Annotated in this window: 18 protein-coding genes; 9 read left to right on the top strand and 9 right to left on the bottom strand. The window is 56.7% G+C overall.

Annotation, left to right across the window (positions count from 1 at the left end; translation table 11 throughout):
- Positions 1–3: 3 nt before the first annotated feature.
- Entirely contained in the window at positions 4–714 is a 711-nt protein-coding gene (locus ACWJJK_RS06450; protein ID WP_205780780.1) for an ABC transporter ATP-binding protein, read from the top strand.
- Complete coding sequence (locus ACWJJK_RS06445) at positions 711–3218, top strand: ABC transporter permease (protein WP_077730562.1); 2508 nt, start codon at positions 711–713, stop codon at positions 3216–3218. The genes ACWJJK_RS06450 and ACWJJK_RS06445 overlap by 4 nt, the downstream gene beginning before the upstream one ends.
- Before the next feature lie 6 nt (positions 3219–3224).
- Here ACWJJK_RS06445 and ACWJJK_RS06440 read toward each other — a convergent pair whose 3' ends face one another.
- From ACWJJK_RS06440 to glgB, 3 genes are read right to left on the bottom strand one after another with little or no spacing between them, the layout of a single operon-like run.
- Positions 3225–4043, bottom strand: coding sequence for a hypothetical protein (locus ACWJJK_RS06440; RefSeq protein ID WP_077730561.1), 819 nt, complete (start codon positions 4041–4043; stop codon positions 3225–3227).
- A gap of 15 nt (positions 4044–4058) precedes the next feature.
- Entirely contained in the window at positions 4059–5540 is a 1482-nt protein-coding gene (gene glgA / locus ACWJJK_RS06435; protein WP_156879770.1) for a glycogen synthase GlgA, read from the bottom strand.
- Entirely contained in the window at positions 5537–7723 is a 2187-nt protein-coding gene (glgB, locus tag ACWJJK_RS06430) for a 1,4-alpha-glucan branching protein GlgB (protein WP_156879769.1), read from the bottom strand. Before glgB ends, glgA begins: the two co-directional genes overlap by 4 nt.
- Before the next feature lie 167 nt (positions 7724–7890).
- Between glgB and glgC the strand changes: the two genes are divergently transcribed.
- The gene (glgC, locus tag ACWJJK_RS06425) at positions 7891–9162 is read left to right on the top strand and encodes a glucose-1-phosphate adenylyltransferase (RefSeq protein WP_077730559.1); all 1272 of its coding nucleotides are present in this window, start codon (positions 7891–7893) and stop codon (positions 9160–9162) included.
- 426 nt (positions 9163–9588) lie between these two features.
- Positions 9589–11091, top strand: a complete 1503-nt coding sequence (gene malQ / locus ACWJJK_RS06420) for a 4-alpha-glucanotransferase (RefSeq protein ID WP_454128766.1) — start codon at positions 9589–9591, stop codon at positions 11089–11091.
- 274 nt (positions 11092–11365) lie between these two features.
- On the opposite strand, the gene ACWJJK_RS06415 is transcribed toward malQ, so the two are convergent.
- The 4 genes from ACWJJK_RS06415 to ACWJJK_RS06400 all read right to left on the bottom strand — a co-directional run bounded on the left by ACWJJK_RS06415 (position 11366) and on the right by ACWJJK_RS06400 (position 13877).
- Positions 11366–11533 (bottom strand): hypothetical protein, encoded by a 168-nt coding sequence (locus ACWJJK_RS06415; RefSeq protein WP_168175425.1) that lies wholly within the window; start codon positions 11531–11533, stop codon positions 11366–11368.
- Between the two features lie 222 nt (positions 11534–11755).
- Positions 11756–12250, bottom strand: coding sequence for a low molecular weight protein-tyrosine-phosphatase (locus ACWJJK_RS06410; RefSeq protein WP_077730558.1), 495 nt, complete (start codon positions 12248–12250; stop codon positions 11756–11758).
- A gap of 71 nt (positions 12251–12321) precedes the next feature.
- Positions 12322–13113, bottom strand: a complete 792-nt coding sequence (locus ACWJJK_RS06405) for an ABC transporter permease (RefSeq protein WP_205780779.1) — start codon at positions 13111–13113, stop codon at positions 12322–12324.
- A gap of 20 nt (positions 13114–13133) precedes the next feature.
- A complete protein-coding gene (locus tag ACWJJK_RS06400) occupies positions 13134–13877 on the bottom strand; it encodes an ABC transporter ATP-binding protein (protein ID WP_077730556.1) in 744 nt (247 codons plus the stop codon).
- A 121-nt stretch (positions 13878–13998) separates the two neighbouring features.
- Between ACWJJK_RS06400 and ACWJJK_RS06395 the strand changes: the two genes are divergently transcribed.
- A complete protein-coding gene (locus ACWJJK_RS06395; protein ID WP_077730555.1) occupies positions 13999–14511 on the top strand; it encodes an NUDIX hydrolase in 513 nt (170 codons plus the stop codon).
- Positions 14512–14525: 14 nt separating this feature from the next.
- Here ACWJJK_RS06395 and lptG read toward each other — a convergent pair whose 3' ends face one another.
- The gene (lptG, locus tag ACWJJK_RS06390) at positions 14526–15596 is read right to left on the bottom strand and encodes an LPS export ABC transporter permease LptG (protein ID WP_077730554.1); all 1071 of its coding nucleotides are present in this window, start codon (positions 15594–15596) and stop codon (positions 14526–14528) included.
- Positions 15593–16735 carry an LPS export ABC transporter permease LptF gene (gene lptF, locus ACWJJK_RS06385; protein ID WP_077730553.1) on the bottom strand — a complete coding sequence of 381 codons (1143 nt, stop codon included), beginning with the start codon at positions 16733–16735 and terminating at the stop codon, positions 15593–15595. The genes lptG and lptF overlap by 4 nt, the downstream gene beginning before the upstream one ends.
- 89 nt (positions 16736–16824) lie before the next feature.
- Between lptF and ACWJJK_RS06380 the strand changes: the two genes are divergently transcribed.
- The 4 genes from ACWJJK_RS06380 to ACWJJK_RS06365 all read left to right on the top strand — a co-directional run bounded on the left by ACWJJK_RS06380 (position 16825) and on the right by ACWJJK_RS06365 (position 23204).
- Complete coding sequence (locus ACWJJK_RS06380) at positions 16825–18312, top strand: leucyl aminopeptidase (RefSeq protein WP_156879765.1); 1488 nt, start codon at positions 16825–16827, stop codon at positions 18310–18312.
- Positions 18309–18749 carry a DNA polymerase III subunit chi gene (locus ACWJJK_RS06375; RefSeq protein WP_077730551.1) on the top strand — a complete coding sequence of 147 codons (441 nt, stop codon included), beginning with the start codon at positions 18309–18311 and terminating at the stop codon, positions 18747–18749. The genes ACWJJK_RS06380 and ACWJJK_RS06375 overlap by 4 nt, the downstream gene beginning before the upstream one ends.
- A gap of 91 nt (positions 18750–18840) precedes the next feature.
- A complete protein-coding gene (locus tag ACWJJK_RS06370) occupies positions 18841–21693 on the top strand; it encodes a valine--tRNA ligase (protein WP_454128765.1) in 2853 nt (950 codons plus the stop codon).
- 14 nt (positions 21694–21707) lie between these two features.
- Positions 21708–23204, top strand: coding sequence for an HDOD domain-containing protein (locus ACWJJK_RS06365; RefSeq protein WP_454128764.1), 1497 nt, complete (start codon positions 21708–21710; stop codon positions 23202–23204).
- Positions 23205–23215: the final 11 nt, after the last annotated feature.

Here is a 23215-nt window from a genome sequence, read left to right as displayed (position 1 = left end):
GATTTGCATACCGAAGCCCCCGCCGCCATCCATTCCGAGCGACCGCTGCTGATGCTGCGCGGCGTGACTCATGGTTATCGGGAAGGCGACCGACTGCGTCCGGTGCTCCAGGGTATCGACGGCGACATCGGCGAAGGGCGCTTCGTGGCCTTGCTGGGACAGAGCGGATCGGGGAAATCGACTCTTTTGAATCTGATCGCAGGTCTGGACGTGGCAGACTCCGGATCGATCATTGTTCGAGATCTCGATCTGAACCGGCTGCGCGAACCGGAGCGAACCCTGTTCCGGCGCAGCCATATCGGCTTCGTATATCAGTTCTTCAATCTGCTGCCGACCTTGACGGTGCTGGAAAACGTCGCCCTGCCCGCCGAATTGAACGGTTTTTCCGCCGACGAATCCCGGCGCCGGGCAGTTACGCTGCTCGAAGAAGTCGGTTTGGCCGACCGGCATGACAGCTATCCGGATTCGCTTTCCGGGGGCGAGCAGCAGCGGGTCGCCCTGGCTAGGGCGCTGGTGCACGATCCCTCGCTGATTCTCGCCGACGAACCGACCGGCAATCTGGACAGCGCGACGGGGCGGCACATTCTGGATCTCCTCGATCACGCCGTCAGAAGGCGCGGCAAGACTTTGCTGGTCGCCACCCACAGCCGGGAAGTGGCCGAGCGCGCCGATGCGGTGTGGGAGCTGCGGGACGGCAGGCTCATGTCACGATGACGCTGCTGAACAAAGCCAATCGCCGGCACTTTTACCGGCATCCGCTACAGCTCGTGCTGGCGATTCTGGGGATCGCCCTCGGGGTAGCGATGCTGGTTTCGGTGGATTTGGCCGTAGAGAGTTCGCGCCGCGCCTTTCAGCTGTCGATGAGCGCGCTGACCGGCAAGACTACCCATCACATCGTCGCCGGGATCGGACTCCTCGACGAGACGCTTTATCCCAAGCTCAGACGGGATTTAGGCGATGTGCCCATGGCGCCCGTCGTCGAGGGCTATGTCGCGGCGCACGATCAGACCCTGCGACTCGCCGGCTTCGACCCCTTCGCTGAAAGCCCGATACGGCAAGGGCTCACTCGATCCTCGTTCGCCGCGATGGTCGATCTTCTGACGGAGCCCGATACGGCGCTGATTTCCCGTGTCACCGCCCAGCGGCTCAACATCGGCCCCGGCAACAACCTGACCGTGGAGGTCGCGGGCACGCCGCGGACGGTACGCGTGGTCGGCTATGTCGATCCCGAGGAAAAGCCCGATCCCGCTTTGGAAGGCCTGCTGCTCGCCGACATCGCCACGGCCCAGGAGATACTGGGCAAGATCGGCGGGCTCGACCGCATCGACCTCGTCTTGCCCGACGAATCCCGCGAACTGGAGAAGCTACGCGGCATGCTGCCCGAAAACGCCGCGCTGATCGATGCCGCGGGACGAAACACCGCAACCGCGCGCATGGCCCATGCCTTCGAAATCAACCTGAAAGCCATGAGTCTGATGGCGCTGCTGGTCGGCCTTTTCCTGATCTACAACACGATGACCTTCACGGTGCTGCAACGCCGCCCGCTGCTCGCCAATCTCCGCATCGTCGGAGTCACTCGCAGACAGGTCATGAGCGAAATCCTGTTGGAATCCGGACTGCTCGGTCTCTTCGGCAGCTTGCTCGGATTGATGCTGGGATTGGTCGCGGCTCGCGGTCTCCTGGATCAAATCACCCGCACCATCAGCGATATGTATTTCGTCGTCACGGTGACGGAGTTTTCGGTCTCTCCTGCGGCTTTACTGCGCAGCCTGTCGATCGGAATCTCGGCCTCGGTATTGGCGGCATTGCCCGCCGCCCTGGATGCGGCTTCGACCCGGCCGGTCCGCGCCCAGCGCCGCTCCGGCCTGGAACAGAGCGTGCGCCGGTGGCTGCCGAAATTGACTTTATTGGGGATAGCAAGCGGAATCCTCGGAGTCTTCCTCCTGAACTGGCCGGCGGCCGGTCTGATTACGGCGATAGTCGGGATCTTCCTGCTGGCGGGGGCTTATGCGCTCTTTATCCCCGCAGCGATGCTGGGGCTCACCAGACTGTGTCCGCGCACCGCCAGGCCAATCGTCCGCCTGGCCATCCGAGGTACGTCCGCCGCTTTGAGCCGAACCGGTTTGGCGACGGCGGCATTGAGCATTTCGGTAGCCGTCGCCATCGGCGTCGGCATGATGGTGGAGAGCTTTCGCTTCACCATCGCCGATTGGCTGCAACAACTGCTTCAGGCCGATCTTTACGTGGCCCGTCCCACGGAAACCGGCATCGCGAGCGAACCCTTGCCCTCATCCCTGCTGGAGGACGCCGTCCGCTTGCCCGGCATCGCGGGCTTCAGCCTCGGACGCCGGACCTTCGCCGAATCCTCAGTCGGCCGCATCGAGCTCCTGGCGTTTCAGCCGGCTTACCCGGAGCGGCCGACGTTCCGTTTCAAATCGGCCGACGATCAGACGGTTTGGAAGCGGTTTATGGCCGAGCCGGTCGTCATCGTTTCCGAACCTTTTGCCACGCGGCACGGGCTGGGAGCCGGCGATTCCTTAATGTTGAGCACGTCACGAGGTCCGAAGCCGTTTGTCATCGCCGGAGTCTTTTTCGATTACCGCTCGGATCAGGGACTCGCAGTCCTGCGACGGGACTTGTATGCGGACCTTTGGAACGATACCGGCGTAACCTCGCTCGGCCTTTATCTCGCAAGCGGGATTACGGCAGAAGCGGTAAAAGCGAAAATACAGGACCTGACTCGGCAACCCGGCACCGTGCTGATCCGTTCGAATATCGAAATCCGGCAAGCCTCGATGGAGTTTTTCGAACGCACCTTCGCCGTCACCCATGTGCTGCGCCTCCTCGCCGTCGGGGTCGCGCTGATCGGGATCCTGAGCGCGCTGCTGGCGATACAGCTCGAACGGACGCGGGAATTCGCCGTGCTGCGATCGCTGGGAATGACGCCGCGGCAACTGATCGGCCTCGTGCTCACGCAAACCAGTTTTCTGGGCCTTTGCGCCGGGGTTCTTGCACTGCCCCTGGGGTTCGCCCTGGCCATGGCACTGGTCAAGGTCATCAACCTTCGGTCTTTCGGCTGGAGCATGGATTTGGCGGTTTCCGGCGTGGAGCTGTGGCAAGCGCCGCTTCTTTCGATTACCGCGGCGTTGATCGCCGGACTCTATCCGGCATGGAGGGCTAGCAGACTAACTCCGGCCTTGGCGTTGAGGGAGGAATAATGGTCGTCAAGGCTTACCCGCGTCCAAATCCTCGACCTTGAGAAAAATCCTGTTTTGCTGGCTGCGGGTGGAATAGCTTCGGCTGGCGAGCCCGCTTTCTTCGCGGACGGACGTTTCCACTTGTCCGCCGATCTCGACCCATTCGCCGAGCGCGGCCCGTATTACCGTGTGTGCGCTTTGCGTGTCGATGACGCCGAACCGGTCCCGGCTGAGCCGGTCGGACCAAGGCGACAGCTCTATGATCACCTCGCTGCCGGACAATCTGGGCGTTACCGCAAATCCGGTGGTTGCCGGCCGGTATTCGATGTTTTCGCTGTAGCCGTACCCATAGCCGTAATAGGATTGAGTCGGAACAGGGATCTGTTCTCCGACTTCGATATAGGCGGATCGCCCCTCCAGAGTCTGCAACTGTTGCGTGTGGCCGGCTGAATCGCGGCCTTCCGACTGATAAAGATGCCCGCGGATACGAATATCCGAATCGGCCGGACGGTTCAGATCGATCCGTCCGCGCAAACGCCCCTGCGCATTCAAGGTTTCCGTGGACAGATCACGGCCTTGAGTGACCGTGATCAGAAGTCTGTGCGAACTTTTATCGAGCTGCCGAACCAAGTCGCGGATTTCTTCGACCTTTCCGGGGTCGGCCTTCAGAATAAGCCGATCGCGGGCGGGGATCACGACATCGCCCGGCCCCAGCAAGGGCTGGATCAACGGCACCATCTCATCCGACGGACGGTGGAACAGCTCGATGGTCGACAAATCCTGAGCGGCGGCCGGGGCATTCGAGACTGTGACGGCGATTGCGATAAAGGCGAGACGTAGCCACATATCGGCACGAAAAGCTTAGGTTTCCACGTCGAGACGCAGCAAGCTGTCGGCAGTCAGGCGATCGGCCACGGCCCGATCGTACAAATCGAGATAACGCTGAGCGCTTTGCTGCCAAGAAAAATCCTTGCTCATACCGGCTTTTTGGACCTTCTCCCGAAGCACCTTATTCTGACAAAGCACGAAACCTCGATTCAAGGCGTGGAACAAATCATCGGCGGCAGCATCGCGGAAAACCACCCCGGTAGCCCGGCCCATCGTCAGATTCGTGGCGTTGGCATCGTCCACGGTATCCGCCAAACCGCCCACATGACGTACGACCGGCACGGCCCCGTAGCGTTGGCTGTACATCTGATTGAGACCGCAGGGCTCGAACCGGGAAGGCATCAGGAATAGGTCGGTACCGGCTTCGATTAGGTGCGCGCTCGGCTCGTCGTAACCCAGCTTGACCGCGATACGATCGGGATACAGACGTGCCCAGTGCAATAGAATCTGCTCGTATCGGGCTTCGCCGCTGCCCACGATGACGAGCTGAATGGGCATCCGAATCAGCTTGGGCAGAAGCTCGATCACGAGATCGATGCCTTTTTGCTGAACCAAGCGCCCGACCCAAGCCATCAAAACGATCCCGTCATCCTCCGCCAGCTTGAACGCCCGCTGCAACGCCGCTTTGTTGGCCGGCCTTTTTTCCAGCGAATCGATGTCGAAATTCGTCCCAATGAAGGGATCGGTGGCCGGATTCCAAGCGTCGGCATCGATACCGTTGAGTATGCCGCTGAGCCGCTCCCGGCGATGCTTGAGCAAGCCTTCGAGTCCGGCACCGAACTCCTCTCCCTGAATCTCCTCGGCATAGTGAGGGCTCACGGTAGTGATCCGGTCGGCGAAAACCAATCCTCCTTTGATGAAGGACAACTGGTTGTAAAACTCCAGCGCCTGACTGGACCAAAATCGATTCGGCAAGCGCAGCTTGACGAAGGTTTCGTGAGGAAAGACTCCCTGATAGGCGAGATTGTGGATCGTGAAAACGGTGGCTGGCCGTCCCGGCTCGTCGCTGAGCAACGCGGGTGCCAAACCGGTTTGCCAATCGTTGCAGTGCACGATGTCGGGCTTCCATCGGAGTCCCAGCCGATTCATGGCCATCTCCACGGCAACATGGCACAACAACGAGAACCGCTCGGGATTGTCGGGCCAGGGTTTTCCATCCGGCCCCAAATATGGATTGCCGGACCGCCCGAAGTACTGGGGATGGGCGAGCAGCCAAACCGGTACCGTCGAACCGGGCAGAACGCCTTCCAGAATGGCAATTTCGCCATCGCCGTGCAGCAGTCGGACCTGTTCGAAATGACCTGCCGCCATGGCCGAAGCATATCCCGGAAGCAGTATGCGGACATCGTGGCCTAGGCCCTTTAAGGCTATCGGCAGGCTTCCCGAGACGTCGGCGAGCCCCCCGGTCTTAATGAGCGGATACGCCTCGCTGGTGACGAAGAGTATTTTCTTCATTCGGGAGGTTCCGGTTCATCCTCCTTAAGAACCTCGCAAGTCAAAACGATTCCGGCCAAAGGGGGCAGTGTAAGACTGATGGAATACGGCCTTCCCATCCATTCCTTTGCTTCCGTGGTCACGGCGCTATTGCCGATATTACTCCCGCCGTAATGACGCGAGTCGGAATTGAAGATCTCTCGGTAGACGCCGGGCTCCGGCACGCCGATGCGATAGTTCTGCCTCGGCACCGGGGTAAAATTGAACACCATGACCGCGAACTCGTCGGAGGACCGTCGCAGATAGCTCAGAGTCGACTGAGGCGCATCGTGGCAATCGATCCATTCGAAGCCTTTTTGTTCGAAATCGAACCTATGTAACGCCGGGTTTTCCCGATAAAGGCGGTTGAGATCGCTCACCAGTTGCTTGAGTCCGCTGTGATTGGGGTACGCGAGTACATACCAGTCCAAAGCCTTGCTGAAATTCCATTCACCGCCTTGACCGAACTCGCAGCCCATGAACAGCAGCTTCTTGCCCGGATAAGTGAACATGAAGGTGTACAGCAAACGCAGATTGGCGAAACGCTGCCAATCGTCTCCCGGCATTTTTTGCAGCATCGAACCCTTGCCGTGGACGACTTCGTCATGGGAGAACGGCAGTATGAAATTCTCCGTGAACGCGTACAGCAAGCCGAAGGTCAGCTGATCGTGATGATAATGGCGATGGATGGGGTCCTTGCTCATGTAGAGCAAGGTGTCGTGCATCCAGCCCATGTTCCATTTCATCGAAAAGCCCAACCCCCCGGTCCAGGTGGGACGGGTCACCTGCGGCCAGGCGGTGGATTCTTCGGCCATGATAAGCGTGCCTGGAAATTGCTGGTGCGTCACGGTATTGAGCTCGCGCAGAAAGGCGATCGCTTCCAGATTCTCGTTGCCGCCGTACTTGTTGGGGATCCAGTCGCCGGGTTCACGGGAATAATCCAGGTAAAGCATCGAGGCGACCGCATCGACGCGAAGTCCGTCGAGGTGAAATTCTTCCAGCCAGAATAACGCACTGCCGATCAGAAAATTGCGGACTTCGTTTCGGCCGTAGTTGTAGATCAGCGTACCCCAGTCGCGATGTTCGCCGAGCCGCGGGTCCTCGTGTTCGTATAGCGGCGTACCGTCGAACCAGGCCAACCCGTGCGCGTCCTTCGGAAAATGAGCGGGCACCCAGTCCAGAAAGACACCGATTCCGTTTTGATGGCAGTAATCTACGAAGTAGCGGAAATCCTCCGGAGTACCGAAACGGCTGGTGGGCGCAAAATAGCCGGTGGTTTGATAACCCCACGATCCATCGAAAGGATGCTCGGTGATCGGCAGTAATTCGATATGGCTGAAGCCCTGCTCCTTGACATAGGCCACGAGTTGCTTGGCCAGCTCCCGGTAGTTTAGAAATTCGCCTTCGGCATCATGCCGCCAAGACCCTAAGTGGACCTCATAAACGGACATGGGCTCGTGGAGCCAATCGCGGTTCGCGCGGTGTTCCATCCAATCGTCGTCATTCCAATCGTAAGCCCGGTCGGGCACGACCAAGGAAGCGGTATTCGGGCGTAGCTCGAACTGCCGGCCGTAAGGATCGGTTTTTAAAAGAACGGTACCCTGCTGGCGGTTGCGAATTTCGAATTTGTACAGCGTTCCGGGTTCGAGCTCGGGAATGAATAGTTCCCACACTCCGCTGTTGCCCCGGACCCGCATCGGATGCCGCCGCCCGTCCCAGGCATTGAAATCGCCCACCACGCTGATTCTCTCCGCGTTCGGCGCCCATGTTGCGAACAGGATGCCGTCGATCCCGTCCACGGTGTGCGGATGGGCACCGAGGATACGATAGATATGCCAATGTTTGCCTTCGCCGAAAAGGTAAAGGTCGAAGTCGGAAAGCTGCGGCGGAAACGTATACGGGTCGATATGGCTTTGCGGCTGCCCCGACTTGTCCGTCCATAACAGGCGGTAATGCTCGGGAACGGAATCATGATCCAGATGACATTCGAACACATCGGTGCCGGGAATGCGTTGCATGTCCGGGCCTCGCTCCCCGATCCGCACCGTCTCGGCTTGCGGAACAATCGCCCGGATGACATCGCCACCCTCGGTCCGATGCCGACCCAAAACCGCAAACGGATCGTGGTGGCGCGCCAGAACGATCCGCTGCAATTCAGAATCCATCTGAGGCAAAACGCCGCCGGCTTCGTTCGCGGATTGTGTGTCGGTCGAGTTCACTTTATTTGGCCTCTGATAGTAAAATATAGCCGTTGGCAAATGCCCGAAACACCTGGGCGTTATGGTATCAAATTTGCGCCCCCAGTGGATGGCACAGTCTAAAGGAGCCTTTCATGCCAGAGTCGATGCATGCGTCCCGTTTCGTCAGCCGCCTTACTAGGCATACTTTGGCTCTTATTCTGGCTGGAGGCCGCGGAACACGATTACATAAGCTGACCGAGTGGCGAGCCAAACCGGCCGTGCCTTTCGGAGGCAAATTTCGAATTATCGATTTCCCACTTTCAAATTGCATAAACTCGGGCATCAGACAAGTTGGCGTATTAACGCAATATAAAGCGGACTCGTTAATTCGGCATATTCAGCAGGGTTGGGGGTTCTTACGAGCCGAACTGGGCGAGTTTGTCGATATCCTGCCTGCCCAGCAGCGCCTTCAGGAAGCTTGGTATGCCGGGACCGCCGACGCGGTATACCAGAATTTGGATATCTTCCGCCAAAGGGACCCTGAATATATCCTGATTCTCGCCGGCGACCATGTCTACAAAATGGATTACGGCTTGATGATGGCCTACCACGTGGAAATGCAGGCCGACTTGACCATCGGTTGCATGGAGGTGCCGCTAGCCGAGGCGAAAGCGTTCGGAGTCATGCATGTCAGTGAAGACAAACGCGTCTCCAACTTTGTCGAAAAGCCGGAAAATCCACCGCCCATGCCGAATCGGCCCGATCATGCATTAGTGTCCATGGGCATTTATGTCTTCAACACCGGCTTCTTGTTCGAACAGCTCATCAAAGATGCGGACACACCGGGTTCGAGTCACGACTTCGGCAAGGACATCATCCCCGCGGTAATTAAAAAATATCGAGTATTTGTCTATCCATTCCGCGATGTACAAAGTGGCGTACAAGCGTACTGGCGAGACGTCGGTACTGTGGACTCTTATTGGGCCTCCAACATGGAGCTGATCGGCATCGATCCCGAGCTTAACTTGTACGATAAGGATTGGCCGATTTGGACTTATCAGGCACAAACCCCTCCCGCCAAGTTCGTGTTCGACGACGACGATCGCCGTGGAATGGCGGTAGATTCCATGGTATCCGGCGGCTGTGTTATCTCCGGCGCCGAAGTCAGGCACTCGCTGCTGTTCAGCAATGTCCGCGTGAACTCGTACTCCAAGGTAAAGGATTCAGTGATATTGCCGGATGTTAACGTCGGCAGGCACTGCCGCATTACCAAAGCGATCATCGACAAGGGCTGCCATATTCCACCGAATACCGTGATCGGGGAGAATCCGGAAGAAGATCGAAAACGGTTCTATGTCAGTCCGGGTGGCGTGGTTCTGGTGACTCCGGACGCTCTCGGACAGCGGCTGCATTTCGCCCGTTGAGGCTCGGTTAATCTTCCGGCTTTCTGCATTGGCGCTTAAAGCGCCATCGAAAATTATTTGATAAAAAAAGCTCTTGCGTTTTGAATGGCGCCCACATCGCTATTTCGCTCGATCTCTCCGAGATCCCCCTTAGCCAGCTAGTGTGATCGAAAAATTGCGCGCGCAATGCCCTCAAAACACCCGCGGCGAATCCCGGGCGCCCGTCGGGTGGATTGCACAGCCGTCCTCGAAAACGTATTTGCCGGAATCCCGGCAAGGAACAAATCAGCTTGATACGCCTTTTAACTTGCACTTGTCTCTTGACATCAAACCACTGTCGTCCAGCAATATCCGCGAAAAAGACGCTCCAAATCTCCAAACATCCCGTTAAGCGCTAGCGAAAGCATATCTGGGAAAGTCCCAACTCATAGTCGTTAAGGTGGGGAATTGACGCACGCACACAGCATATTGGACCGGCGTCGGGCCGGCATTCTTCTGCATATCACGTCCCTGCCCGGCAGTCTCGGGAACGGGGACTTGGGTCAAAACGCTTATCGATTCGTCGATTTTCTGGCTGACTGCGGCATAAGCGTCTGGCAAACGCTTCCGATTAATCCGACCCATGCCGATGGCTCACCCTACCAGTGCTTGTCGGCCCATGCCGGCAATCCGCTGATGATAGATCTTAAATGGCTGTTTGATCGCGGCTGGCTACCGGCGCCGCCGGATTCTATCGGCGAAATCTCGGTCGCCGATTATCGATTTCGTTGCCTAAAACAGGCCTTCGGCTCCTTCCAAGCATGCTTGCAAAGCGAATACCGCACTGCTTATGACGAATTCGTTAAAAAGCAGAACTGGTGGCTATCGGATTATGCGCTGTTCATTGCTCTACGCGAGGAACTCGGCTGCAAGGCATGGCAGGAATGGCCCAACGCCATTCGGGACCGAGAGCCAGCCGCGCTGGAAGCTGCCCGATTACGTCTGGCGGATCGCATCGCTCAGGTTGAATTCGAGCAATTCGTTTTTTTCGAGCAATGGACGGAGTTAAGACGCTATGCCAAGCGGAGAGGAGTCATGTTGTTCGGCGACATGCCGATATTCGTCGCCGGCGACAGCGCCGAGGTGTGGGCCTGTCGAGAATGTTTCGATTTGACCGAGACCGGTTATGCCCGCGTCGTGGCCGGAGTGCCGCCCGACTATTTTTCGGCTACCGGCCAACGCTGGGGAAATCCTCACTATAACTGGGAGCACATGAAAGCGACCGGCTTCCGCTGGTGGCTGGATCGATTCCGGAGTCAGTTGGCGCTTTACGACTGGGTACGCATCGACCACTTCCGAGGTTTCGAAGCATACTGGGAGATACCGGCCGAATCCGAAACGGCGATTCACGGCCGCTGGGTGAAGGCTCCGGGCGACGCCCTGCTGGAAACGGTATTCGCCACGCTCAACGGCTCGGGCTTACCCTTGGTTGCAGAGAACCTGGGCATTATCACACCCGAGGTGGAAGCGCTTCGCAACCGGTTTGATATTCCGGGCATGCTGATACTGCAATTCGCCTTTGACGGGGGCGACGATAATCCTTATCTGCCCCATAACCACACCGAGAACAACGTGGTCTACACGGGGACTCACGATAACGACACGACGTTATCCTGGTACGAAAACTTGTCGGAGGAACAGCGTCATCGTGTTTCCGAATACCTACTTGATCATTGCGGGGATAACAAAGTGGGAATGCCGCAAAGCCTCGTTCGATGCGCGCTCGCGTCTGTGGCGAGATTAGCGGTAATACCGATGCAGGATGTCCTGGAATTGGGTCATGGACATCGCATGAATACGCCCGGAACGATCGCCGACAATTGGCAATGGCGTTTTTCTTGGGAGCAGCTTACAGAGCATAAGGCAGAAAAACTGGCTGAGTGGGTCCGCGATCATGGGCGCTGCTGCTAGCCGTCCGACACAAAGCTGATTTGGAGTTGACCGACAACGCCCCGCGCGCAACGTATTGTACGCGACGAGAGATTAAGTAGACGGGTTTGAAAATGGCCAAAAGAAGCTTTGTTGCATAAGTCCGGTGAGGGCTAGGCCGCAACTACGGCTGATTTTCTCAACCTCCTTACGCAACAAAGCTTAGCGATCAGATGCTCCTCCGAGCCGTTATTTTTTCCTCCGGTTTTAGCGCTTGCCTTGCAGGTATTGGCTCCTGCTTCAGCGGCAAAATTTCCTAGGGTTTTGCGTTCTCGATCTGTTTCTCGATTTGTGCCCTTGTTTCCTCATAGGCCTTGGCGGGCACGCTTTCCATTTCCCTGCTCTTCAACAGGAAAACGCCGACAACAGTCGCTATGATGATACCGCCGATGTAGAGCCAGAAATTGTCTTTTTCTTGTTCCATCTTTCTTACCTCAACAAAACTCTTTGGTTTGTGACACAACGCTCCCTGACATCAAGAGCGTCCATGACGACGTAACTCGGTTACGCCCGCTGGTGGAAACCCGCGCTAGAGCCGATTACCACGCAACGGGACACTATTCTATGAGCGTTAATAATGATGTTCAAGATTGTAGCCTTGACTTTTTAGGGGCTTGACACGAATTAGGCTTTCAACCCTCTCGTTTTACGTAACTTTGTTGTCGTTCAAAGACTCGTGTAAGTACGCGAATACTCCCTCCGCTGCCCGTTCTATCATCTCTCGCACCCGGTAAAAAACGATTTCTTCCCCATGATATGGGTCGGGAACATCACGTGTCTTGAACTGAGGCGCAAAGTCTAGAAGATACCGAATCTTGTGGATGTGGGCTCTCGGACAAATAAACCGCAGCGCGTCGTAATTTTCTGCATCCATCACCAAAATGTGGTGGAATCTCTGAAAATCCGCGAGCAAAATCCTCCTTGAGCGTAAACCGCTGATATCGATCCTCCGCTCCAACATGGCTCGCTGAGCTCGCGGATCGGGTGGGCGCCCCAAATAGTGAGCATGGGTTCCGGCCGAGTCTATGAATATCTTGTCCGTGTAACCGGCATTCTTCACCAGTTCTCTTAGGGCTCCCTCGGCCATCGGAGACCGGCATATATTAGCCATACAACAAAACAGGACGTTGACTTTGTTCATTGTTTGCGGTCGCTCCGGAAAAATGGAGCTTCAGGTACTTAGGACGGTTCCAGGCTATCGCGACAGCCCACTCATTCCCCCATTTGCAACAATAGGCCGCGTTTACGGGCGACATGAAAGGCGAAAAGATAAAGAGCGAAACCGATCAAGAGGTAAATCAGGTTCAACAGAACGGCCATCCAAAACGAATCGAGAGAAAAAACATGATCTCGCACAACGGCACGCATACCTTCGAAGACATGGCTGGAGGGTAACAGCAAAGCAATTTTTTGCAGCCAATCGGGAAGCACGGAAATTGGATAATAAATCCCGCTGAGCGGCGCAACTGCAAAAATCACGGCCCAAGCCAGACTTTCCGCTCCTAGTCCGTAACGCAATACGAGCGCGACCACCATCAACCCGATAGCCCATCCCATGACGAGCAGGTTTGCAAAAAACGCCACGAGCGGAAGCCCCATATCGAAAATCGAGTACCGATACAGAACGACCGCCAGACCCGCTGCCGCCCCGACGCCGATAGAGGTTCTCAAAAAACTGACCGTCAACAAGGCCATGACCAATTCGTAAGGACGCAACGGACTGACGAACAAATGCCCGAGGTTTCGGGAATACATCTCTTCGAAAAAGACTACGGAAACACCTAATTGGGCACGAAACAACACATCCCAGAGTAGAACGGCGCCTATCAACAATCCCGCAGCCTGGGCCACCCATTCACTGTGGCCGACGAAGAATTGGTTGATAAACCCCCACAAAATCATCTGCATGGTCGGCCAATAAATGAGCTCGATCAACCGAGGCCAGGAGCTGCGCATCAAATACAGATAGCGCATGACCAAGGCGAAAACACGTTGCAAGCTCATATACATGTATACACGCTACACTAAGCGGACTGGCGATCTTGGTCGCGCGCGATATCGATGAAAACCTGCTCCAGACTGTCTCGTCCGTATTTCTGCACCAGCATCGCGGGCGTATCCCGATCTACGATACGCCCTTGCTTGAGAATCAAGACGTTATCGCATAGCCGCTCCACCTCCTGCATATTATGGGAAGCGAGCAGAACTGTGGCCCCGGATTTTTCCTGATAGGCTTTCAGCAAGGTTCGGACCGTATCCGCCGAAGCCGGGTCCAGGGAAGCAGTCGGCTCGTCCATCAGCAACACTTCGGGCTCGTTCAAGAGCGCTTTGGCTAAGGCGACGCGGGTACGCTGCCCGGCCGAAAGGGAACCGTAGGCGCGGTTCATCAATGCTTCTAGATCGAAACGCTCCGCAAGAGACCGCAAGCACGCGGCTCGATGCCGAACGCCGTAGAGACGGGCATAAACGTCGAGATTCTGTTTCACCGTAAGCCGATGCGGCAAATCGACGTAGGGAGAGGTAAAATTCATGCGGGACAGCGCGGGATACCGATTCTTGATCATATCCACGCCCATGATCCGAATACTCCCAGAAGATGGCAACAAGAGTCCCAACAACATCGCCAGAGTGGTCGTCTTTCCTGCTCCATTGCCGCCGAGTAAGGCACAAGTGCTTGCTTCCGGTACCGCGAAAGAAATTCCGTCCACAGCCGTCACCGAGCCAAAGCGCTTGTTAAGACCACGAACCTCGATGGCGGGAGCCCGCATAAACTTCTCCTCTACCGAATGAGCCCGTATCGCACAATGAATCCGCCTAATCGATACGCACCGGCTCTACTCGCCGGTTCGCCAACGCCTCGGACGCGGACTTTAGCGCATTACCGCTAGAATGACGCCTCCGGAGCCGGACATCACCTCTACAAGGTGCGGACCACCTCAATCGGCCGTCGGCGTTGGTGCTGTCGTTTTTGATGCATCCGAGCGAGTTCTTCTGATCCGCAGAGGAAAACAACCCGCCTTGGGACTGTGGTCGATTCCGGGCGGTAAACAGGAACCCGGCGAGACGCTCGTCCAATGCTGCCGGCGCGAGATACTGGAAGAAACCGGGATCGAGGCAGAGCTGGGCCCCGTAATTGCTCTGGTCGAGCGGATGATCGGCGAGTTTCATTATGTCATCGTCGATTTTGTCGCAACGTTGAAAGATCCGGAGAGCTTCACACCAAAGCCCGCCACCGATGTTTCGGACGCCCGCTGGGTGACAGTCGCCGATTTGAAGCACTATTCCCTGGTGGAAGGTCTGGAACGGGTTATTCGAATCGCCCTCGATAGCTTACACTCTGGTTTCGCTGTGGGCTTAATCGATGCCGACGGAAGCGGCCGCGACTTCTTGCCCTTTATCTAACCCACATCTCCAATCTAAGTTAGGCGAAGCCGGAAAATCGCGACCAAAGCACCCGTGAGCGCCAGCACTGTCGGAAAGAAAGCCGCAAATATCGGATTCATCTCATAAATCAGCCCCAAGTGACCGAAAGTGCGGTCAAACAAATAAAAACCCAACCCGATGACGACGCCTACCACGATACGCTGCCCCGTGCCGACTTCTCGCCGCACCGGCAGTACAAAAGGGGCGGCTACGAGCAGCATGACCAGAGTAACCGCCGGGTTCACGATTCTTCCCCAGAATGCCAGTTCGACGAACGCCGATTGCTGTTCGTTCTCCTTCAGATACCGGATGTATCTCGCCAGTTCGTAAGCCGATAGGTTTTCCGGACTGATCACGAACGCATTCAGCAGATTCGGTGCTAGCACCGAAGACCAATCAGCATACGCCTTTTGCTCGGTGACGATTCCGTCGGCTAGAAATTGGCTCTCGAAAATATTATCCAATCGCCACTGCTTCCCATCGTAAACGGCTTTGTCGGCATGCGTGGCCGAATGGAGTTTCTCTGTCCCATCCAGTTTGAAGATATTGATATCGCCCAAGTTTTCGGGCCGTTCGATTTGGCGGATATTGATGAATACATCACCGTCCCGCACCCAAAATCCATACTTCGTTCTCGATGCGATCTGCTTTTGCAATGCGGTCGCCTTAAGCGTATGCGCCGCGCGCTCCGCTACCGGAGCGATGTATTCGCCGATCCCGAGCGAAATGAAAACCAGCATCATGCCCCCCGCCAGCACTGCCCCGATGATGTGCAGACGTGAGGCTCCAGCGGCCTGCATGGCCACCAGCTCCCGATTGTTGGCCAAGGCTCCCAAGGTTACCAGGCTTCCGACCAATGCCGCGGAAGGCATCAGCTCGTAAAAATTGCGAGGCGAGGTCAGGATCAGATACTGAACGATACTCGCCAGGCCGTAATTCCCCTGCCCCAGATCGCCCAATTCATCCGCAAAGGTGAAAAAATTGAGGAGCGCTAACAATATCAACACGGCGATCAGCGATCCCTTGACCACTTCTCCTGCAATATATCGGCTCAGCGTTCTCATAACCCGACCTTTTCCCTGGCTACCTGAACGATCCAGCTAAAGCCGAGATTTCGAATGAACAAGACCCCGGTAATGATGAGCAAAAAGAAATAAACGCCGGAATAGCTCAGCCAAAGCGGTATCTTCTCGGTCATCAGAAGACCCTGAGTAATCTTTTGAGCATTCTCGTAAACGATATAAATCAGAAAGGCCGTAAACACGTTCCCGTAGACACCGCTACGCGGCGCGATTTTCGCGAGCGGAACGGCCAAAAAGCTCAGAAAGAGCACGCCGAACGGCACTGCCAAACGTTTCTGCAGCTCCGCCAACTCCCGTGGCGTATGCGAATACCACAGCACCATGCTATCCGACGCTTCGCGCTTGAGCGATGCCGTCTCACCCTCTGGACCATCGATGCGCACCGCGTATTCCTCAAACTCGCTGATAATAAAATCAGCTCGTCCGGGTATTCCTTGATAACGGCGGCCTTGCTGCAAAACGACGAAATGCTCGTTCAACTCGTTTCTTCTTAGATGGCCGCTCTCGGCGATCACTACGCCGGTTTTGTCCCGCTGCCGGCTTTGCACGAAGATCTTGTGCATGGAGTTGTCTTCGTTCAACTCCTCCGCATACAACACGACGTCGCCCTGGCTGAATTCGTTGAAACGTCCCGGTTTTATACCGCGTATGTCGGCACTTTTCTCGTCCTTCTTCATAAGCGCCTGGGCCTGTCGCTCGGACCACGGCATGACCTGCAGCGCCAATACGGCGGCAATGAGAGTCACCGGCAACACCATCCAGCTCATCGCCCGATAAATGCGGCTCAACCCCACCCCGCTCGATGCCAGCACCGACATCTCCTGGTCCCGATACATGCGCCCCAACACAGTCAAGGTTGCCATGAACAATGAAGCCGGAAGCAACTGGGCGGTTGCCGACAGGATTTTGAGCCCGAGCAGTTGAAATATGGTTTCGCCTGACAATTCGCCTTCGATGGCTTTGGCGAGAATACTCAGAAATTTGCGGCTGACGATGATCGTGACCAAAACGCCGAGAACGGCCCCTAAGGTCTTGGCGAGTTCCGCCGCCACCATCCGGTCGAGCACCGAGATGATCGGAGGGCGTCTCCATTGAAGCGGTTTAAAAGGGTGGGGTTTCATAATAAGCTTTAACGATTCGAGGCCCTCCCTTGAAAATTGCGGTCAATTACGACAATCCATCCCTTAAGCAACAAGCCACAAATTCTACCATGGACTATTCGGCAAAATGTGAATCGCTCATCAAGCTTAGCGCCAACTGCGCAGTTCTAGGCTTCCACCAGAAACGAAAACTGACCGCCGCAGGCAGCGGGTTGGACGAACACTTGGGAGGCTTGATCTCCAGGCTCCTCAAGCGCGACGACGTCGAAGGAAAAGTCGGCGACGTTCTATTGATAAACCATATCCCCGAAAGCGACATAGAACGTATTTTGCTCGTCGGTCTCGGCAAGAAGGGAGAATTGGCCCCCGCCGCCTACCGCAAGGTTTTGGCCGCAGCGGCGAAATCGCTGAAAGATTCGGGGGCAAAACTTGCCGTGAGCCTTCTCCACGAAGCCGAGGTCGAAGGGTACGATCTGGCTTGGAAAATCCGGCAAGCCGTGGAGGTATTGGAAGGAAACCTATACAAATTCACGCGCTTGAAAAAAGAGGCGGACGATAAGCCGCAACGCCTATCCAAACTCCAATTCCTGCTCGACAGCGAGGATCAATCGGCCGAAGCCAAACTGGGCATCAGACAAGGCTTGGCCATCGCCAACGGCATGAACATCGCGAGGGATCTGGCCAATCTGCCCGGCAACATCTGCACGCCGACCTATCTGGCGGAACAAGCCGAGCAAATCGGGAGAAGCCGGAAAATCAAGGTGCGAATATTCGACGAGTCCGATCTCGAAGCTTTGAGCATGGGTGCCTTTCTGTCCGTCTCCAAAGGCAGCGAGCAGCCTGCCAGGCTCATCGTCATGGAATATTCCGGCGCTTCGTCGAAAGCCAAGCCTTTCGTTCTGATCGGCAAGGGACTCACTTTCGACGCCGGCGGCATTTCGCTGAAACCGGCCGCCAACATGGATGAAATGAAATACGACATGTGCGGCGGCGCGAGCGTGATCGGCGCGCTCTCGGCGATAGCCGAGCTCGAATTGCCGCTCAATGTGGTGGGATTGATCCCGGCTTCCGAAAACCTCCCGGACGGCAAAGCCAATAAGCCGGGCGACATCGTCACCAGCATGTCCGGCCTTACCGTCGAAATCCTGAATACCGATGCCGAAGGCCGTTTGCTGCTGTGCGACGCGCTAACCTACGCCAAGAAATACGAGCCGGCCGCCGTGATCGACGTCGCGACCTTGACCGGAGCCTGCATCGTCGCTTTGGGCCGTCATCCGAGCGGCTTGATGAGCAATAACGAAGGTCTAGCCCAAGCGCTGACGGAAGCCGGCGAAAAAGCCTGGGACCGGGTATGGCGCCTGCCGCTCTGGGATGAATATCAGGAGCAGCTCAAATCCAAGTTCGCCGATCTCGCGAATATCGGCGGCCCCGACGGCGGCACGATCACGGCCGGCTGTTTCCTGTCCCGCTTCGCCAAGGACTATCCGTGGGCTCACGTCGACATCGCCGGAACCGCCTGGAGAACCGGCAATGAAAAAGGCGCGACCGGACGCCCTGTGCCGCTGCTGGTGCAGTATCTGATCGACCAAGCGCGATGACCCGGATCGATTTCTACGTGCTGCCCACCGGAGATGCTCACAGCCGCCGCTTGATGGCCTGCCGTCTTACCGAGAAGGCCATCAAGCAAGACCTGACGGTTTTCGTTTATGCCGCTTCGGAAGAGGAAGAACGGGTGCTAGACGATTTGCTATGGACATTCCGGCAAGGCAGTTTCGTCGCCCACGAACGGCTCGATGCCTCCGCAGCCCAAGCCGAAACGCCGGTGCTCATCGGACACCGGAGCTCACCGCAGGCTGCCAAGAACGTACTGATCAATTTGAGTGCCGAAATACCGCCCGATCTCGACCGATTCGAGCGTCTGGTCGAACTTGTCGACCAGGACGAAACGGTAAAACAGGCAGGACGCCGTCGATACCGGTTCTATACGGATCAAGGCCATACCATTCAGACGCATCGCTTGGATAGCTCCGACTGAAGCCTCGATCAGCTAAGTTTTCAATATAATTCGAGATCGATCGTCTTGCGCCAATCCCGCGATTGGCCATCCCTAAACAACAGAACACGTCATGGATAAAACCTACGAGCCTCATTCCATAGAATCGCGATGGTACAAATTCTGGGAGGAAAGCGGATATTTCGCGCCCAGCGGGAACGGAACGCCGTACTGCATCATGATTCCGCCGCCGAACGTGACGGGCAGTCTGCACATGGGCCACGGATTCAACAACACCATCATGGACGCCTTGATCCGCTACCATCGCATGCAAGGCTACAACACCCTCTGGCAGGTCGGCACCGACCACGCCGGCATCGCCACGCAAATGGTGGTGGAACGGCAATTGGCGGCTCAGAACCTCACTCGCCACGACTTAGGCCGCGAGAAGTTCCTCGAAAAGGTTTGGGAATGGAAGGCCGAATCCGGCGGAACCATTACCCGGCAATTGCGCCGGCTAGGCTCGTCGGTCGACTGGAGCCGGGAGCGCTTCACCATGGACGAGGGACTTTCCCGCGCCGTGCAGGAAGCCTTCGTGCGCCTCTACGACGACGGATTGATTTACCGCGGCAAGCGCCTGGTGAATTGGGACCCCAAGCTGCATACCGCCATCTCCGACCTGGAAGTGCAGAGCGAGGAGGAAAGAGGCAGCCTATGGCATTTCCGCTACCCGCTGGCGGACGGCTCGGGCCATCTCGTCGTCGCCACCACCCGTCCGGAAACCATGCTGGGCGATACCGCCGTGGCGGTGCACCCAGAGGACGAGCGTTATAAGCACCTGGTGGGCAAGACTGTCAGGCTGCCCATTACGAACCGGGAAATCCCCATCGTCGCCGACGAATACGTCGACCCCGCGTTCGGCACCGGCTGCGTGAAAATCACGCCGGCTCACGACTTCAACGACTACGATGTAGGCAAACGCCACAACCTGCCGCTGATCAACGTACTGGACAAGGATGCCCGAATCCTGCACGAATTCACCGTGCTCACCTTCGAGGGTTATGCCGGCGCGCACGGGGAAAAAGCTCCGGAAGCTTATGCCGGCCTGGACCGCTTCGAAGCGCGCAAGCGAGTCGTGGACGAATTCGACCGATCAGGGCTATTGGAGAAAATCGAGCCGCACACGCTGAAAGTGCCGCGCGGCGACCGTTCCGGTGTAGTCGTCGAGCCGTGGCTCACCGATCAGTGGTACGTCAGCGCCAAGGAACTGGCGAAACCCGCCATCGAAGCGGTGGAAGACGGCCGCATTCGCTTCGTGCCCCAGCAGTACGAAAATCTTTATTTCTCCTGGATGCGCGACATTCAGGACTGGTGCATCTCCCGGCAATTGTGGTGGGGTCACCGCATCCCGGCCTGGTACGACGACCACGGCAACGTCTACGTAGGCCGCAACGAGGCCGAAGTGCGCTCCAAGTACAGCCTGGACGCCGGCCTGAAACTGCGCCAGGACGAGGATGTACTCGACACCTGGTTCTCCTCCGCCCTTTGGACGTTCTCGACTCTGGGCTGGCCGGACCAGACGCCGGAATTGAAGACCTTCCATCCCACCGACGTACTGGTGACCGGCTTCGACATCATTTTCTTCTGGGTGGCGCGCATGGTCATGATGACCATGCACTTCATGAAACACCCGGACGGCAGCCCGCAAGTGCCGTTCAGGACGGTTTACGTGCACGGTCTGGTGCGCGATGCGGAAGGCCAGAAAATGTCGAAATCCAAGGGCAACGTGCTGGATCCCCTGGACATCATCGACGGCATCAGCCTGGAGGATTTGGTGCAGAAGCGCACCAGCGGCCTCATGCAACCGCAAATGGCTCAGAAAATCGAAACGCGGACCCGCAAGGAGTTCCCGCAAGGCATCGCCGCGTACGGCTGCGACGCCCTACGCTTCACCTTCGCCTCCCTGGCCTCCACCGGGCGCGACATCAAATTCGACATGGGCCGGGTCGAGGGCTACCGCAATTTCTGCAACAAGCTGTGGAACGCGGCGCGCTACGTGCTGATGAACACCGAGGGCAAGGACTGCGGACTGGATAATGCCAACGTTAAGTTCACCTTGGCCGACCGATGGATTCGAAGCCGATTGCAGCTGACGATACGAGAGGCCAGCAACGCCATCGAGAATTATCGCTTCGACCTGGCGGCCCAAGCGATTTATGAATTCGTTTGGAACGAGTACTGCGATTGGTACCTGGAACTGTCCAAGCCCACGCTTTACGGCGCGGAATCCCCTGACAGCCACGGATCGACTCCGATCGAGTATGTTTTAGGAACGCGCCAGACGCTGGTCCATGTACTCGAAACCATTCTACGCCTGGCTCATCCGCTGATGCCTTTCATCACCGAACAAATCTGGCAGCGCGTCGCTCCTCTGGCCGGCAGGAAAGGCACGAGCATCATGCTGCAAGCCTATCCCGAGGTCGACGAAGGCTGGATCGATCCGGAATCCATCGCCGAGATGGAATGGGTCATGAATATCATTCTGGGCGTTCGGCGCATCCGCGGCGAAATGAACATCGCGCCCGGCAAGCCTCTGCCGATCATGTTTCAGAATGGCTCCGAACAGGATCGGATTTGGCTGAGCCGCAACCAAGAGTTCATCGTAAAGCTGGCCCGCGTCGAAACCGTAACCTGGCTTTCGGAATCCGAAGCGGCTCCGGAATCCGCCACCGCGCTGGTCGGCGAGATGAAAGTTCTGATTCCCATGAAAGGATTGATCGACAAGGATGCCGAACTGGCGCGGCTGGAAAAGGAGATCCAGCGTTTGTCCAAAGACCTGCCGCGTATCGAGGGCAAGCTGAATGACACCGGCTTTCTCGAGAAAGCCCCCCCTCAAGTCGTCGCCAAGGAGCAAGCGCGCCTTCAAGAGATTCGCGTTAGCCTCGTGGAGTTGCAGGCGCAGGCGGAAAAAATCCGTGCTTTATAGGGGTACCTGTCGTCATGCGCGATGATCCGGCCGCAGAAACACCTGAAGACGGTGCAAAGGCGTCAGTCAGCGAAACGTCGGCGGCCAACGTAAGAGAAAGCCCGACAACTCTGGAGGATTGGACCAACTGTCTGCGCGACAAGGAAATGCCTATTTTTTCCCGTACCGCGCAGCGTCTTAATCAAGTCATCGAGGATAAACGTTCGGGAGTATCCGAACTTTCGAAGATCATTCTCGAAGACCCGGGGCTCACGGCCAGGCTGCTGAAGTTCGCCAGCAGTCCTCACTACAACCCCAGCAGCATCCGTCTGGCAACCGTTACACGGGCTATCGTGTTGCTGGGACTCAATGTCATCCGCGAACTGGCACTAGCCTGCTCGTTCATCGAAACGGTTCTGTCCAAACAACGCAAACACCAAGTAAACCGGGAAATCGCCTGTGCCTTGCACAGCGCAGTACAGGCGAAATCACTCGCGATCTTGCTTAACGATCCACGACCAGAGGAAGTATTTGTCGCTGCCCTGCTGCACAACATCGGCCACATCGGCTTTTGGTGCTTCGAACACGATACCGGGGAAAAAATTCAGGTACTGACGGAACAGCAAAAAATACCTGCCGAAAAAGCCGAAAAAGCCGTTTTAGGATTTCAACTTATCCATCTTGGCGCCTCGCTGAGCAAAACGTGGGGACTTGGCGGGTTGATCGAAGAGGCATTTTCCGGCAACTCACCCCGCACGGAGTACGTCAAGCTCGGTTATCAAATCGCCAGAAATTCACCTCACGGGTGGAACACCGAAGAAATCAGGCGCTGCATTTACCGAATGGCTGAGCTGACGGGAAAGCCGGAACGCCATTTGCTTACGCTATTGCAGGATAACGCGGAAAGTGCGGTAAAACTCGCCAAACAATCCGGGGCCCATCAAGTTACAGCATATATCCCCGGCATAGATCGTGAATCAACGGCCAAACAGCGTCAGACCGATGATCTCACACCGCGGGACGACACCAGCCTGATACAAATCATGCAGGACGTGACCAATCTCTTGTGCGGCGAGTTCAACGTGAACCTGGTTCTCGAAATGATCATGGAGGGAATTTATCGGGCTTTAGGCATGGATCGGGTCCTTTTCGCGCTGTTGACGCCCGATCGCAAACGTCTCAAGGAAAAGTTCGCGCTCGGCTGGCCGTCGGTTGAATCGCGCGGACAACTGCAAATCGGCATTGCCGGTTCGTCGCCCAACATTTTTTCGAACGTGCTGGAGAAGAACGAGTATTTTTGGGCTCGCGGTGCCGACACCGAAACACAGCGGTTACTTACCGGAGAGGTCATTGCGCAGTTCGGCCAGCACGACTGCTGCCTCTCCCCGGTCAGCTACGACAAGCGGGTCATAGGACTCTTCTATGCCGACCGCGCGTTCAGCAAAGAACCGATTACCCGTGAGGTTTTCGACAGTTTCCGTCAGTTGACCATGCAGGCCAATATTGCCTTGAAGCTTCTTCAAGCGCGCTGATCCTCACCATC

The sequence above is a fragment of the Methylocaldum gracile genome, from assembly GCF_053646815.1.
Note: the sequence above shows the minus strand (reverse complement) of the source record. Positions and strands in the feature narration are given on the sequence as shown.

Excerpts from the sequence above, each read along its gene's own strand:
- ACWJJK_RS06445 (WP_077730562.1), top strand. The coding sequence starts at position 711 with ATGACGCTGCTGAACAAAGCCAATCGCCGGCACTTTTACCGGCATCCG.
- ACWJJK_RS06440 (WP_077730561.1), bottom strand. The coding sequence starts at position 4,043 with ATGTGGCTACGTCTCGCCTTTATCGCAATCGCCGTCACAGTCTCGAAT.
- glgA (WP_156879770.1), bottom strand. The coding sequence starts at position 5,540 with ATGAAGAAAATACTCTTCGTCACCAGCGAGGCGTATCCGCTCATTAAG.
- glgB (WP_156879769.1), bottom strand. The coding sequence starts at position 7,723 with ATGGATTCTGAATTGCAGCGGATCGTTCTGGCGCGCCACCACGATCCG.
- glgC (WP_077730559.1), top strand. The coding sequence starts at position 7,891 with ATGCCAGAGTCGATGCATGCGTCCCGTTTCGTCAGCCGCCTTACTAGG.
- ACWJJK_RS06415 (WP_168175425.1), bottom strand. The coding sequence starts at position 11,533 with ATGGAACAAGAAAAAGACAATTTCTGGCTCTACATCGGCGGTATCATC.
- ACWJJK_RS06410 (WP_077730558.1), bottom strand. The coding sequence starts at position 12,250 with ATGAACAAAGTCAACGTCCTGTTTTGTTGTATGGCTAATATATGCCGG.
- ACWJJK_RS06405 (WP_205780779.1), bottom strand. The coding sequence starts at position 13,113 with ATGAGCTTGCAACGTGTTTTCGCCTTGGTCATGCGCTATCTGTATTTG.
- ACWJJK_RS06400 (WP_077730556.1), bottom strand. The coding sequence starts at position 13,877 with ATGCGGGCTCCCGCCATCGAGGTTCGTGGTCTTAACAAGCGCTTTGGC.
- ACWJJK_RS06395 (WP_077730555.1), top strand. The coding sequence starts at position 13,999 with ATGACGCCTCCGGAGCCGGACATCACCTCTACAAGGTGCGGACCACCT.
- lptG (WP_077730554.1), bottom strand. The coding sequence starts at position 15,596 with ATGAGAACGCTGAGCCGATATATTGCAGGAGAAGTGGTCAAGGGATCG.
- lptF (WP_077730553.1), bottom strand. The coding sequence starts at position 16,735 with ATGAAACCCCACCCTTTTAAACCGCTTCAATGGAGACGCCCTCCGATC.
- ACWJJK_RS06380 (WP_156879765.1), top strand. The coding sequence starts at position 16,825 with ATGGACTATTCGGCAAAATGTGAATCGCTCATCAAGCTTAGCGCCAAC.
- ACWJJK_RS06375 (WP_077730551.1), top strand. The coding sequence starts at position 18,309 with ATGACCCGGATCGATTTCTACGTGCTGCCCACCGGAGATGCTCACAGC.
- ACWJJK_RS06370 (WP_454128765.1), top strand. The coding sequence starts at position 18,841 with ATGGATAAAACCTACGAGCCTCATTCCATAGAATCGCGATGGTACAAA.
- ACWJJK_RS06365 (WP_454128764.1), top strand. The coding sequence starts at position 21,708 with ATGCGCGATGATCCGGCCGCAGAAACACCTGAAGACGGTGCAAAGGCG.